18 protein-coding genes are annotated in these 13,486 nt (G+C 65.8%); 1 reads left to right on the forward strand and 17 read right to left on the reverse strand.

The window, feature by feature from the left end:
* Positions 1-595: 595 nt before the first annotated feature.
* The 17 genes from QNA09_RS27420 to QNA09_RS27500 form a co-directional block, all read right to left on the reverse strand.
* Positions 596-784 (reverse strand): hypothetical protein, encoded by a 189-nt coding sequence (locus tag QNA09_RS27420; protein WP_156666288.1) that lies wholly within the window; start codon positions 782-784, stop codon positions 596-598.
* Between the two features lie 19 nt (positions 785-803).
* Entirely contained in the window at positions 804-1,271 is a 468-nt protein-coding gene (locus QNA09_RS27425) for a DUF3846 domain-containing protein (RefSeq protein WP_308072599.1), read from the reverse strand.
* A gap of 230 nt (positions 1,272-1,501) precedes the next feature.
* On the reverse strand, positions 1,502-1,840 hold the full coding sequence (locus QNA09_RS27430) for a hypothetical protein (protein ID WP_308072600.1): 339 nt from the start codon (positions 1,838-1,840) through the stop codon (positions 1,502-1,504).
* A 78-nt stretch (positions 1,841-1,918) separates the two neighbouring features.
* The gene (locus QNA09_RS27435) at positions 1,919-2,065 is read right to left on the reverse strand and encodes a hypothetical protein (protein WP_156665280.1); all 147 of its coding nucleotides are present in this window, start codon (positions 2,063-2,065) and stop codon (positions 1,919-1,921) included.
* A 136-nt stretch (positions 2,066-2,201) separates the two neighbouring features.
* Positions 2,202-2,672 carry a hypothetical protein gene (locus QNA09_RS27440; RefSeq protein WP_308072601.1) on the reverse strand — a complete coding sequence of 157 codons (471 nt, stop codon included), beginning with the start codon at positions 2,670-2,672 and terminating at the stop codon, positions 2,202-2,204.
* Positions 2,669-3,322 (reverse strand): hypothetical protein, encoded by a 654-nt coding sequence (locus QNA09_RS27445; RefSeq protein ID WP_308072603.1) that lies wholly within the window; start codon positions 3,320-3,322, stop codon positions 2,669-2,671. Before QNA09_RS27445 ends, QNA09_RS27440 begins: the two co-directional genes overlap by 4 nt.
* Positions 3,323-3,399: 77 nt before the next feature.
* Entirely contained in the window at positions 3,400-3,735 is a 336-nt protein-coding gene (locus tag QNA09_RS27450) for a hypothetical protein (RefSeq protein WP_217580537.1), read from the reverse strand.
* Positions 3,736-3,798: 63 nt separating this feature from the next.
* The gene (locus tag QNA09_RS27455) at positions 3,799-4,059 is read right to left on the reverse strand and encodes a hypothetical protein (protein WP_121209305.1); all 261 of its coding nucleotides are present in this window, start codon (positions 4,057-4,059) and stop codon (positions 3,799-3,801) included.
* On the reverse strand, positions 4,056-4,496 hold the full coding sequence (locus tag QNA09_RS27460) for a hypothetical protein (RefSeq protein WP_012476936.1): 441 nt from the start codon (positions 4,494-4,496) through the stop codon (positions 4,056-4,058). The genes QNA09_RS27455 and QNA09_RS27460 overlap by 4 nt, the downstream gene beginning before the upstream one ends.
* A 112-nt stretch (positions 4,497-4,608) precedes the next feature.
* Complete coding sequence (locus QNA09_RS27465; protein ID WP_308072604.1) at positions 4,609-5,976, reverse strand: hypothetical protein; 1,368 nt, start codon at positions 5,974-5,976, stop codon at positions 4,609-4,611.
* Entirely contained in the window at positions 5,969-6,784 is an 816-nt protein-coding gene (locus tag QNA09_RS27470; protein WP_308072606.1) for an N-formylglutamate amidohydrolase, read from the reverse strand. Before QNA09_RS27470 ends, QNA09_RS27465 begins: the two co-directional genes overlap by 8 nt.
* 112 nt (positions 6,785-6,896) lie before the next feature.
* On the reverse strand, positions 6,897-7,334 hold the full coding sequence (locus QNA09_RS27475; protein WP_064257716.1) for a helix-turn-helix domain-containing protein: 438 nt from the start codon (positions 7,332-7,334) through the stop codon (positions 6,897-6,899).
* 100 nt (positions 7,335-7,434) lie between these two features.
* Positions 7,435-7,653, reverse strand: coding sequence for a hypothetical protein (locus QNA09_RS27480; RefSeq protein ID WP_024100336.1), 219 nt, complete (start codon positions 7,651-7,653; stop codon positions 7,435-7,437).
* Positions 7,654-7,752: 99 nt separating this feature from the next.
* Positions 7,753-8,223 (reverse strand): hypothetical protein, encoded by a 471-nt coding sequence (locus QNA09_RS27485; protein ID WP_064257718.1) that lies wholly within the window; start codon positions 8,221-8,223, stop codon positions 7,753-7,755.
* A gap of 46 nt (positions 8,224-8,269) precedes the next feature.
* Positions 8,270-8,482: a hypothetical protein gene (locus QNA09_RS27490; RefSeq protein ID WP_308072607.1), complete on the reverse strand. Its 213-nt coding sequence runs from the start codon at positions 8,480-8,482 to the stop codon at positions 8,270-8,272.
* A gap of 217 nt (positions 8,483-8,699) precedes the next feature.
* Positions 8,700-10,268, reverse strand: coding sequence for an IS1634 family transposase (locus QNA09_RS27495; protein ID WP_308072608.1), 1,569 nt, complete (start codon positions 10,266-10,268; stop codon positions 8,700-8,702).
* A 314-nt stretch (positions 10,269-10,582) separates the two neighbouring features.
* On the reverse strand, positions 10,583-11,995 hold the full coding sequence (locus tag QNA09_RS27500; protein ID WP_068156935.1) for a HEPN domain-containing protein: 1,413 nt from the start codon (positions 11,993-11,995) through the stop codon (positions 10,583-10,585).
* A gap of 178 nt (positions 11,996-12,173) precedes the next feature.
* Between QNA09_RS27500 and QNA09_RS27505 the strand changes: the two genes are divergently transcribed.
* Positions 12,174-13,427: an IS256 family transposase gene (locus QNA09_RS27505; protein ID WP_012477009.1), complete on the forward strand. Its 1,254-nt coding sequence runs from the start codon at positions 12,174-12,176 to the stop codon at positions 13,425-13,427.
* Positions 13,428-13,486 lie beyond the last annotated feature (59 nt).

Here is a 13,486-nt window from a genome sequence, read left to right on the forward strand (position 1 = left end):
CGCCTCCCCGGCGCTCCGCGCCGGGGAACGGGCGGGTCGCTGCGCTCCCCGCTCGGGAGCCGCTGCGCGGCTCGGCGGTGGTCCAGTCACGTTGCCGTCGCCCGCGTCGCTGCGCTCCGCTCAATAGCGAGATTTCCTGCTCACCAACGTTTTTCATCGTCACCTCACATCCCACACCGGAGAGCATCGACAGACCGGGACGCGCTGCGCGCGCCGCGCACACCACCGCCGCGCTGCTGACTCCCCGTCCCGACATCATGCCCCCATCCTACCCCACACCCCAAGACAGCACCAGACGAACGAAAACACGCACAATCACCAAATCAATTACGCACCAAGCACATAACCCGATATCACCAAACCGCCATGCGCATTGCCTCGATAAACCCCAGCACAACAACAGGATTCACAACAACCGTTGTGCCACAACACATTTCACAAACACACCGAAAACAGCACCCCACAACCCCACCCACACCCGCCGGCCCCACCGGAACATGCCATCACCCCAGCTCACAGCACACATCCGCACCCTCACCCACCGCCGACACAGCAGAAGGCCGGACCGCCACACACGACCCGGCCCCCCACCCCATCAACAACCGAACAACCCCTCAGCCGCCGGATCAAGCGCATCCAGACACCGCACCACGATCCCCTCCCGCACCACCCCCAGGAAACCGTCATCCTCGAGCGAACCCAGCACATCACCCAACCCCACAACCTTCAGGTCGAAATCCGCAGGCACATTCACCACCACCAGTGCGACGACACCTCGGTCCACTCGATCACCACCGAACGCATCACGCGCCCACCTCCGCCGCGTCCACCGTCGCATCCACCACGACCGCACCGCCCACACGCGCCGTCGTCAACAACGCCTCCACCTGCCCCTCACGCAGGCTCTGCGTCTCCCCCTCGTCGTCGACCGAGGTGAACACCACCGCACCCACATACGGCTGCCACACGAAGCCGTGGGCCTTTGCGATCAGGGTCGCCACACGATTGACCACCGGCTCCCCCACCAACAGGCCCTCTTCGTCGATCCACATGTCCAGACCCGGGCCGATCCGCACCACATCGAACATCCGGCAATCCAGCGCCGCGCGCAGGGCCGTACCGACGCCCCGCTCTTCGGTGCCCGCCAGTTCGATCACAGCCGCAGTGCCGTCTACATCGATTCGCACTGCTGTCACCATTTTGTCCACCATGAACTCCTTGTCTCCACCTGATTCGGCGGGGTTATTCGGGCTGGTCAGTCGCGTTTCCAACGCCCGTTACTTTACATATCTGATTTGTGTAGTTCAAACCGGGGATATCGCGGATGCCTGCCTCGACCGGTCTCGCCCGGGCCTCGTGCGTCCGTGTGGGACGTGGCGTCGACGCAGGTCAGGGCGGAGGTATCGGCGCGGTCGGCTACATCGAGGCGATGCGCCGGCCTTTCGCCGGGACGTGCCATCGTTGCAGGTAACGGCGGGTTTTTCGTGTTCGCGGTCGAGCTTCAGGCGGCGGGCGGCTCACGCAGGGCCACCCACAGATCGGGCTCGGAGTCCCACAGCGGCTCGGCCTTGACGAGTTCACCCCAGGTGATCATCTGGCGGCAGTGCCGCACGGTGTCGAGCAGGTGTGCGCCGGGAATGTTCCCGGCCAGGCCGGGGACGTTGAAGGCGGGATAACCGCTGCCGGTCGTCGGGTTCGCGCACTCGTCGCGTAGGCGTCGGAGCTCGTCGGCGATGGCCTGGTGCCACCAGAACCGCTCGCGGGCGCGATGGACGGCGGGGTCGCGGTACGGGTCGCCGTCGGGGTAGTCGATCGGGTCGAGACTCAGTGTCGGTGTCATGTCGCCTTGTCGCTGGCAGGGGTCGGAAATGGAAGAACCCCACCGGATATCAGCCGGTGGGGTTCGTCGCGGGGCCGCTTAGATGTAGGCGGCCTGCTCGTCGGTCAGGACGGTGCCGGTGGTCGTGGCGATCAGCGCGGACTTCGCGGCGATGAACTCCGCCTCGTCACCGCCCTTGATCGCTGCGGCGTAGCGGGCGCGGGCCTGTTCGAGGGTGTTCTCCATGATCCTTTCCTTCCGTTGGGGACTCCCCAACTATACAAAGTACGTTTGCATAGTGTCAAGGCGTGGGAACGGCTTTTTTCGAACCATCCGACCCGGCGGTAGCTCCACGCTCACCGGGACGTGCCATCTCCCCAGTTCACAGCATGTTTTCTATGCCGCCGCCGGGGTCGAGCAGCAGCAGCCGATAGGTCAGCATCACCATTTCGACGTCGGTGCGCAGCTCGTAGCGCCGCTCGCGTCCGAGCACATCGGCCATGTCCGCGACGAACTGATCGGTGGCAGGCAGGGCCAGATACTCGCCGAGCACTGTTGCCGCCGCGTACAACTCCGCTCCTACCCGGTGCCCGACGATCTCGCCGGTGCGGCGGTCGAGCATCTCGAGGGTGGCCACCTCCTCCGCGGTCCCTCGGGCCTGACGGGTCGCCAGGCGCACCGCTCGCGCGGCCACGGTGGTGATGCCGATCGAGTCGAAGATCCGCAGGTAGTCCGGTACTGCGGCGACTGTTGCGCGACGGCCGAGCAGGGCTCGATAGCGATCGGCGGACGAGGGGAACGCGCGGCGCAGCATCGAGCCGGTGCGCCGGGTTCCGGACGCCATCGTGGTCACTGCGCCGCTCCGTCGACGGTAGCGGCAGGCGCAGGGACGGAATCGATCCACGGGGCGTCGTCGCGGTCTTCGACGTACTGCCCACCGGGCGGGTTGTCGTAGTGGCTCAGCAGCGCGGCACGGGCAGCGGGCGAGGCGGTCGCCAGATTCGCATCACGTGCCTCGATCCAGTCCTCCCAGTGCCAGCCCGCCCCGGCGTCGAGGACGTACTCGGTGGGCCGGACCGGCACGCCGTCGAGGAACGCCTCGATCACGGACGGGCCGTCGGGATCGCGCACGACGATGACCTCCAGCTCGGGAGCCGCCGGACGGCGGGCGGGAGCCGGCCCCTGATCGGTGCCACCGGTTTCGTCGCCGTAGTAGCCATCCGCGCGGCGCGTGATCTCGTGCCAGTCGGTGCCGAGCCGGTCCGCCAGGTGACGAAGATCAGCGGTCAGGTCGGCCAGGACCGACTCGAGGTCGTCAGGGGTCGCTCCGGTGCGCTCGGCGTACGGCACCAGCGCCCACAGTGCCGAAAGCGCCCGTGTGGCGCTCGTGTGGTCCGGGGCCATGTCGGTGGCAGGGTCCAGAGCAATCGGGGCGTGAGCGTCGCGCACAGCGGCCAGATCTGCGATCGTGCGCGTGGTGGAGAACAGGTCGGGAGAGTTCATCGGGCAGGTCCTTGTCTTCGGTCGTATGAGCACATGCCGCACAGCCGGGCCGCGCTGCGCGGCCCGGCCTGCTCCGCTCAGGAGTCGGTCTTGGTGAGCGTGTAGCCGAGCGCGGCGGCGAGCATGAACATCAGGTCCTCGCCGTCCGGGAGGCCGACCTTGTCCATCCGGTCGACGATGTCGGCGCACTCGTCGGGTGTCTCGCACCGGCATTCGGAGTTCTGCGGCTCGTCGTACTCCGAGGGAAGCGCGTCACCGAAACAGGTGGGGTCGATGACCCAGGTGTCGGTACCGGCCAGGTCGCGCATGAGGTACACGCGCACGGTCTCTTCGATGTAGTGCGCGCCGTGGGCGGCGGCGCGTTCGCCGCCGGACAGGTACGGCTCGGGCGCTGCGGCGGTGGGGTTGGTCATGGTGATGGTCCTTTCGTCGGAGATTCGGTGGTGCCGGGTGGCCGGAGAGCCTCGACGTCGGCCTCAGTGCTTCGGGATCTTGAGGCGGTCCGGGATCTGGTGGTCGCGGCCGGGCAGCAGAACGGTTTCCGCGTACACCGAGGCCGGGTTGTCGTGGTCGGTGCGGACGTAGTGCGCGACCGTGCTTGCCTGCCCGATGTATTCGCCGTCGATGAAGACCTGTGCCGTGGGGTTTGCACGTGCCCCGGCGGGCAGGTAGGTGGCGCGGCCTTCGCGGGCGGCGAGAAGAACCTGTGCCCGCAGTGCTGCGTAGTCGATGCTCATGATGCGGCTGCCTCGTTCCAGCGGGTGTCGTGGGGGTGTGCGGGTGCGGCTGCCTGGGCGTCGGCGCCGTAGTGCCGAGCGCAGGGGTCGTCGAGCAGGTCGCGGTAGGCGAACATCAGCAGCTCGAAGCCGTTGCGGTGGGTGTGGCCGATACGGGTGCGTAGCGCGGCAATGGTGGTGGTGATGCGGGCGGCGCTCGGCGAGGCGACCACCTCGGCCAGGACGCGGGCGATGGCGGCCAGCTCTGCGGCGGCGGCGGTGTCGGCGGGGGCGCGGCGGGCGAGGTGGGTTCCGCGCACGGCGAGGGTGTGCAGGTCGATGTCCTCGAAGAGCGTGCCGAGGGCTTTGTGGAGGATCGGGGCGGGCAGGGCGCGGCGCAGGCGCATCAGGCTGCGGTAGTCGGTGGGGGTGGTCCACTGCGGAGGTGTGAGGGTCACTGTCGGGCTCCCGTCGTCAGGACGTTGCCGAAATGGTCACGTCACGATCGAGTACAAAACAAACGTGTTTTGTATCGTTGGATCTGCGGAAATGCTGCTCGGATCTGGGGATTCACGCGCCGACCGAAGGTGGGCGAACTACTCGCCTGCGAATCCTCGCCGCACCGGGCGGCGCACCCCAACAATACAAATATTGTTTGCAATGTGTCAACCGTGCGACGTTGCCGGTTCCCCGAAGGTCCGCACATGCGCCGCGGGACATGCCATCTGCCCAGGTCGGATGGGAAATGAGCCGCCCCCCGCAACCGACACACTCGGTTGCGGGGACGGATTCGAGCCACAGCGCGCCGCACCGGTCAGCTCGGGCGGTACTGCTGCGCGCGAGCGATGCCGTCGTCGTAGTCCTCGACGTACTTCCCCGCCCCGGGCGTGTACTTGCCATCGACACGATCGGGGTCGTAGGCCATGAACACCACATCGGGGCGGCCGTCGTTGAACGCGCGGAAGGTCTCGTAGTCCCACCCATCGGGGCGTAGTCGTCGTTCCACCTCAGTCGTGCCACAGGCACGAACCCGGCATCGGCGTACAGGTCCGGCAGCACGGTGTCGAAGCAGTCCAGCCGGTGCCCGCCGAGCGCGGTGGCGTGCCGGAGCATCGCGCGCGCCGCGCGCGGGTGTGCGCAGTCCTTGTGCGCGAACACCGAAACGATCTCGTCGCCTTTGAGGGCGACACCAGCCTTGCCGTCGTCGGTCACCAGCAGCCGCATGGCCCGGTATTCGTCCTCGTCGTAGACGTACACCGACGCCGCGTGCGGATTCTTGCGGGTCAGCTCGAGCACCTGCTCGCGATAGACCCCAGCATCGGACGGTGCCAACTCGTGCAGTGGCGGCGCAGACAACCCCCGGGACTCGAGCTTCGCGCGCACGTCGCCGGACAGGGGGTGCGTCGCGACCGGGGTGATCTGCTGGCCGTTGATCAGAAGCCGAGGGCTTCGGCCTCCTCGATCTTCGGATCGGTCCACCGATCCTCGATCTCCTTCCGTTCGGCTTCCGGAAGGTCCGGACTCCAGCCGAACGTCCTCCAGAACGCTTCGCGCCGCGCCTGCGTCATCGGTTCCTCGTGGTGCATCGTCGGTTCCTTCCTCATCGGTGTGTTCTGTGCGGGCACGGCGCAGCGCGTCGACCTGTTCGGTTCTGAGCCTTTCAGCGTCCCGCAGACGGACGGTCAGCGCGTGTCGGTCGTGTGGGTCGGTCGTGGCCTCGATCGCGGCACGCAGGTCGTCCTGGCCGCCCGGAGTGGAGTCGTACAGCGCCAGGGTCTGCGCGTAGTCGGCTTCGGCGGCGGCGAGGCGGCGTTGCACCCGCGTGTGCGTCGGATGCTCGGCCAGCCGAGCGCGGGCCGTCGCGACGCGCGCGGTGGCCTGATCGAGGCGGGCGCGCACGTGTGGGGTGCAGCGCGGGCCGGGCTTGGGTTTACACATTCGCGGCCACCTGTGCGGTGGCGTGGTCGATCACGGTGGCCAGAGCGCGACCGAGCCGGTCCACGCGCGTGGGGTCGGGGGTGCGCGGGTCGGTGAGGTAGACATCGCGGCGCAGCTCGATCATCACCGAGATCACGCGCTCGTCGCGACCGTAGTGACGCAGCGGCACGTAACTGCCCGCATACGGGGTGTTCTCGCCGATCCGGTCGATCTCGGACAGGGACGCGAATGCGCCACGGACAGCCTCGGACAGCCACGCCGGGGTGTGCACCCGGTCGGTGCCGATACACAGTGCGGGGCGCGCGGCGCTCCGGTCCTCGAAACCGGACGCGGTGGCGGGATAGGAGTGCAGGTCGATGAGCACCGCACGCCCGCACGCGTGCAGACACTCGTCGACGGCGGCGGTGACCGTGTCGGCATAGGGACGGAAATAGGCATCGATCAGCTCGGCGGCACGCGGATACGGTTCGGTGCGCAGCGGGCGGCCGGCGCAGGTGCGGGTGTAGACCGCGCCCCGGCCGAAGACATCGGCCGGCTCGCCGGCATCGGTGAACCGTTCCGGGTCGATCACCAGTCGCGAGAGTGTGTTGACCACGGTCGTCGGCCGCAGGCTGCTGTGTCGCCGGGCGGCGGCGGCGATCTCGTCGGTCGCGGTGTCGGTGGATTCATCGAGTTCGGCGGCCAGCTCGACGTCGGTGGGAATCAGGTCGGCGCGGATCTCGGCCGGAATGACGCGGGAGGCGTGCGGGACGTGGATGAGCACCGGGCACTGGCGATCTCCCGGTAGCACGAGCGCTGAAGTGGGCATGACGGTCCTTGTCGGTTCTGTGGTGGAGGTCGAGCAGTGATCCGGGCACGACAGCGTGCCCGGGGACGCGAATTGTCCTCGAGAGGGCCAGGTTCGACCAACAGGGTGACTCTCACGCGCTGCGGCGGGCGTGGGCGAGCACCGAGGATTCGCGCACGATCCAGGTGCCGCCGACACGGACGGCGGGCAGCCGCTGGGCGGTGATCGCCTTGAGCACGGCCTGGCGGCTGATTCCGAGCCGGTCGGCAGCCTCCTGAACCGACAGCAACGGCGGCAGATCCACGCCGTCGAGCAGGCGGTCGTAATCGGCAGTGAGCAGCACCCGTACCGAGCGCAGCGGCCACGGGTAGGTCTCGAGGATCGCCAGCGCGGTGGAATTGGCCTGACGTACCGAGTCGGCCGGGACGGTGAAGATAACCTCGGCGTGGCCGAGTTCGGAGCGCCCGGCCGCGCCGCTGTAGTCCGCGATGGGGCCCAGCAGCTGCTCGGCGCTTTCCGGTCCGAACTCGGTGTCGAGTTCGGCGATGACGTTGTAGGACTGTGCGGTCACGGTCGGTGTTTCCTCTCGGGTGCGGTGCGGGGTCGGCGCGGTCGGTGGTGGACAATGAGGCCGGGCCGGGGGTGATATCAGCACCCCCGGCCCTTGATCGTCAGCGACGCGGTGGCCACTGAAATCCCGCTCGTTTGAGCGGGGCGAGACCGTTTCTGAACGCCCGCGGATCGCTCGCGGTGGCCGAGAACGTCGTGATCAGCGCGTCGTCCTTGTAGACCATCAGGTGGCTCTTGGCTCGGCGAACCACGAAACCTGCCTCCTCGACCGCCTTGAGGATCTTGCGGGTGTCCTTGTCGATCCCCTTGTACTTGTCCATCCTCCACCTTCCGTTTCCGAATGACAACTCGATTCTATATCTGTGGTTGTCGTTTGACAACTTCAAGGTGGGCAAACCTTCTACCTGCACCTATGCGCCTCATAGCGGGAAGTTGTGGACCCGCACCCGCTCCGGAACCGCACCCAGCCCCCAGGACCGCACCACACCCGCGATCGCAGCAGGCACTTCGGCCGTCGACGCCGATGCGGCGAACCGTTCAGAATCATCGAGCCGGTAGAGCCCACGCTCGACGTCATGGACAGCCGGGCGCAAGGACCAGGTGACCCCCTGCGGAGTGCCCAGCCAGCCGGTAACGAAGACCGTGCGAGTGCTGCCGTCCCGCTCGATGGTGCGCACCTCGGTGGCCCATTCGACCGCAACCAGCGCGTACAGCGGCACGCCGATCACCCCGACCTCCGACGCCGAGCTCTGCGCACCCGCGAACGGCTGCCCCAGCGCGCCGCGCTGCGGATGACGCGGGAAGCTGTGGACGCCGCCGACGATGAGCGCGGCGGCTCCGTCGACCTCGGTGGCGAACCCGGCGGGCAGTGCGGTGACGGGTGCAGTCATGGGCATTCTCCTGTACTGGGGCGTGGATTCGAGATCGGCAGGCACATCAGGCGGCGGTGCGCGCGGCGCGCGCGGCGACGCCCACCTCGATGTCGAGAGCATCGACGTGCCGGGCGATGGTGCCGTCGGCCAGGCGCACGTCGGCGACCCGGCCGCCGAAAAAGTCGGTTCGGTAGTTGAGGATCTCGGCGACCTCGGTGCGCACCGGAGTTCCGGTGATGGTGACGGTGATGAGTTCTGCAACAGGGGTATTCGACATTTCCTTCTCCTTCGTTCGGTGCTTTGGACAGGGGTTACTATACAAACAACATTTGCATTGTTGCAACCCCTTGGCCGTCACTCCCTCCGCTCGCATCCCTCCGGGACGTACCGTCACCGCAGATCAACGCATCTTTCGAGGACCAGAAAACCGACAACAAAATGCCGGGCGCAGGGAACGCTTCCCCACACCCGGCCTTGACCCGAGTTGCACCAGATTAGTGTGCCAACCCCGACCGGGGATTCGCGATGCCGAGGGAGTGGAGGATGTGCACGGCGTCGTCGGTGAGCGGATCGAAGGCGGTGTGCTCGTGGCCGGCGATGGTGATGGTGACTTCCTGTAAGGGACGCAGGGTCCGAACGATCTTCCGGATGGACATCCCGGTCGCGTCCTGCAGGTAGCGTGAGATCGCCAAGGCGGCGAACACGATGGTCAGGTGCGCCTCGATGGAATCGCGGGTGTGGCTGAAGATCGGGCGGGCCCGCAGGTCGGTCTTCGACATCCGAAACGACTGCTCGACATGCCACAGATCGTGATACTTCGCCATGACTTCCTGTGGATTCATCAGCGAGACAGGCAGGTTCGTCACGTAGCCTTTCAGACCGATCAGGGAACGCGCCCGGGCCAGAGCATCGGTATCGAGGGATTTGCCCTTCGCGGTGCTCTTGACGAACCGCGGTGCTCTAGCAGCACGGGTGCCGTCGACGACCCCCCGGGCCCGGGCTTCCTGCGCGTTGAGCGTCTGGTTGTCCCGGACGGCACGCTTGGTCGAGTACGCCCAGATCGCCCGCCACGCCGTCGCGTCGGTCGGCTCCCATACCGGCTCACTGCGACGGGTGAGGTCGTTGACCACGGTTTTGGCGTGCCGTGGGGTGACGGTGTCGATGATCTGCCCGTCGGTGAACACGTCCCCGTTCCAGTGGAAATGACTGGCCAGATCCGCCGGTGCCTTCGTCACCCGCGATCCGACGATGAACTTCAGTCCTGCAGCGTCGAGATCCTTGAGGTTCGTCGCCGACAACATGCCGGCGTCGGCGGCGATGACCATCTCCACCCCGTCGATATTGTGGCGGGCCTGGAACTGCCGCACGATGGGCACGATGGTGCGGGTTTCGGCGTGGTTTCCTTCGAAACACCCTATTTCCAAGGGAAATCCGGTGCGGTCGACGAGCAGCCCGACGACGATCTGCGGGTCGACCCGGCGCTCCTTGGAGTAGCCGACCTTACGGAGCTCGTCTTCCTTCTCAGCTTCGAAATACAAGGTCGTGACGTCGTAGAGCAGCAGGTTCAGATCCCCCGCGGTGGCGGCATGCTCGAAGCAGCGTCGTGCGATGTCGTCGCGGTAACCGTGGCCAGTGCACCGCTTCAGGGTCCGCACGAAGGTGTTGCGGTGGGCCGGGGCGATCCCGATCTCCCGCAGCACTCTGCCCGCATCCGCAACCGAGGTCGGTTCGACGAGCCGGGCTGCCACGAGCTGGAAGAACGCCTCGTTGTCGATGACATCGAAGCCGAGACGTCGCCACGCAGCAGCAATGACCTCGACCAGCCACCGGGACCGCTTCCCGGTGATCGTCGGTGCAGAGCTGGTGGTGCCGAGGTCGAGGTCGAGTTCCTGCTGGCCGGCGAGCAATTTCTCCCGCGCCGCCTCGAGCAGGGCGGCGAGTTCGCTGTCGGTGTGGGCTGATCCGAGGTGCTCGAGCACCTTGTCCCGGCGGCCCTGCTTGGCCGCGATCTGCACCGCGGTCGCTCCCGAGGCGATGCGGACTTTGCGGATGTAGGCGGCCATGAGGCGGAGTCTACCGAGCCGTTAGTGTGCCATTTTCCGTACACGCACCGCTGCTACCTGCACAGACGCACCGGACTACCCCGGAAACCACCTCACCTGGTGCAACTCGGGTGCCGTCACCGCAGATCAACGCATCTTTCGAGGACCAGAAAACCGACAACAAAATGCCGGGCGCAGGGAACGCTTCCCCACACCCGGCCTTGACCGCCGGTTACCCGGCGGGACGTGTCATCTATGCAGCTCAGAGCCCACTTTCAGTAGTTCGCTGTACGCATTGAGCACCCCGCCCAACCACAGACCCTCATCCCTGGCGTCTACGCCTTCGCCGCGCGGACCCCTTCGCCGAACGCGCGAGCCGAGTAGCCGAAGTTGTTTTCTACAGCCTTCTGCTGTGTAGCCGCGCTCAACCCGAGCTCCTGCATGAGCACCAAGTGGAGCAACGCCTTTGTGACATAGGCGAGCCGGTACCGGACCTGCTCGGGAACTCTTTCCTCTAGCTCGCCGGTATTAAGGTGGCCGAGAGCGTTTCGTGCATCTCGCAACCACCTTGCCCACATATCCACATCGGTCAGTAGTTTCTCCACTGCTGTCTGGTCCGGGATCTTCGCGATCTCCGTGATCCTCTGTTTCAGTCCAGGTCGGTTGTCACCTGTGCGCTGTCTGATCCATGCACGGGCGTCTTTATCCTCTGGGAACAAGTCCCGTATTGCGGCTTTCACCTTCTCGTGCAGCTCGGTTGGGAGTCCGACTGACTCGGGGCACAAAGCGGCGTGGAACCCTTCGGTGGCGGACGCCGCGTTGAAGATTTGGTTCTCGTAGTAACCGCCCTCGTTGTAGTCCAGGCTGAAAAGCACATCGAGCGGCAATCCCACCTTTTTCCGCAGCGCCACCCATGCGGGCAAGAGGGTGTCCCAGTCCACATCTTTCAGGGTGAAGATGATGTCGTGGGGAGACACCGCGCGTTCCTTACCTGAGCCGGCATCGAAATAGAGCCCTACGCGGTAATCCCTCAAGTCCGCGTCATCGTCCCTCATGAGGAGGGTTTTCTTCCCTACACGGCACCCCACCTGGGTGGCCAACGTGACCAGATCACGCACTGCGGACACTGTGTCGTCGAACCCGTTCCATGCTCTTTTCTCGTCGGAGCGAACGGTAACGGTTGCACGTTCTTTTACGGTGAACCCGCGCTCCCAGGCTCCTACCGCCGTTCCCGGCATATTCAGAGTCCAACCCAGCGTCACGGTCTCCTCGGACTCCTTCAACTGAGCAGAGACCGAATCCAGCTCACTGGGGTCCACAGTGATCCTACGGAACTTCAGCTTGTCCGAGCCGTCCTCATCCGCTTTGTAAAAGCTCCTGCGATCGATGCCGGTCCGCTGTGTCCACGCCGTGAGATTCGCAAGCTCCACCTCAAGACCATCGAACGCCTGCTCGTCCTCCGACCCGAGATGTACGCCGACGAGTACCACCCGCGACCGAAAGACCTCAACAACTGTGTACTGCTCGCCCACGGTGATTTTCCCGCCATTTGCGGGCAGGCATTCCAGCAGCGTCACATGGCGCCCATCAGCCGCGCCATGCACCACCTTCGCACCCATGTCGGCGGCGAGCGAATCCGTCAGTTCCAGACGACTCCGTCCATTCGTATCGATCTCCAGGACCCCACCGACCCGCACTTCAGGGGTCTCCGACAGCCACCACTTACCCACCATCCGCAGTTCATCCACGGGCTGAGCTTCGCATGAGCAGGCGAGTTATCAGAGACGTCGTCAGTAGTGCCCCATAGAGTGGTGTAACCCGGTGACCAGCACCACAACCGACAGCGTGTCGCTGCTGGACGTGAAACGGTCACCGCGTGATCCTTCGAGTCAACCTTCCACAGAATCCTCGAACGGAGTCATCACGATGACCGCACCCCACATTGTCGACCCTGCGGGTGTATTGCACCAAGCCCTGACCGACGCGTCTCCCGACCTGATGCGCGAACTGCTACAAACCATGATCAACGCCCTGCTGTCCGCCGAAGCCGACGCGGTCTGCGGCGCCGAATGGGGCCGACAGTCCACCGAACGAGTCAACCAGCGCAACGGATACCGACGCCGCCCGCTCGACACCCGCGTCGGCACCATCGACGTCGCCGTCCCCAAACTCCGGTCCGGGACGTATTTTCCCGAATGGCTCCTCGAACGCCGTAAACGCGCCGAAGCGGCATTGATCACCGTGGTCGCCGACTGCTACCTGGCCGGGGTCTCCACCCGCCGGATGGACAAGCTGGTCAAAACCCTCGGCATCAACGCACTGTCGAAGTCCCAGGTCTCACGCATGGCCGAAGACCTCGACGAACAGGTCGCCGCGTTCCGGCAACGCCGACTCGATCACGCGGGCCCGTTCACGTTCGTCGCCGCCGACGCATTGACGATGAAAGTCCGCGAGAACAAGCAGGTCGTGAACGCAGTCGCGATGGTCGCCACCGGAGTCAACGCCGACGGGCACCGCGAAGTGCTGGGCCTGCACGTGGCCACCAGCGAGACCGGGCCGGCATGGAACACCTTCTTCGCCGACCTGGTCGCCCGCGGTCTGAGCGGGGTCCGGTTGGTCACCTCCGATGCACACCGTGGTCTGGTCGATGCGATCGCGGCGAACCTGCCCGGTGCTGCGTGGCAGCGATGCCGGACCCATTACGCGGCGAACCTGATGGGTGTGTGTCCGAAGAGCATGTGGCCGGCGGTCAAGGCGATGTTGCATTCGGTCTACGACCAGCCGACCGCCGATGCGGTCGATGCCCAGTTCGATCGTCTTGTCGAGTACACCGAGGACCGGCTCCCGGCGGTCGCCGAGCACCTGGGCAATGCCCGCCAGGATCTGTTGTCGTTCAGCGCATTTCCGAAGGATGTGTGGACTCAGGTGTGGTCGAATAATCCGGCCGAGCGTCTCAATCGAGAGATCCGACGTCGGACCGATGCGGTGGGGATCTTCCCCAACCGTGACGCGGTCGTCAGGTTGGTCGGTGCTGTTCTGGCCGAGCAGACCGATGAATGGACGGAGGGCCGGCGGTATCTCGGGCTCGAGGTGCTGGCTCGTTGTCGTGCTGTGGGCACCGCGCCGGAGAGTGTCGGGGAGGTGGTTACGGAACCTGCTGCCGCGATTCCTGCTGCATAGTCAGGACAGGAGAAGGGATCACCGTCCTACACCACCTTCTGGGGCTTGACCACGTCGTC

It is taken from the genome of Rhodococcus sp. AH-ZY2, from assembly GCF_030916465.1.
Taxonomy (GTDB): domain Bacteria; phylum Actinomycetota; class Actinomycetes; order Mycobacteriales; family Mycobacteriaceae; genus Rhodococcus; species Rhodococcus ruber.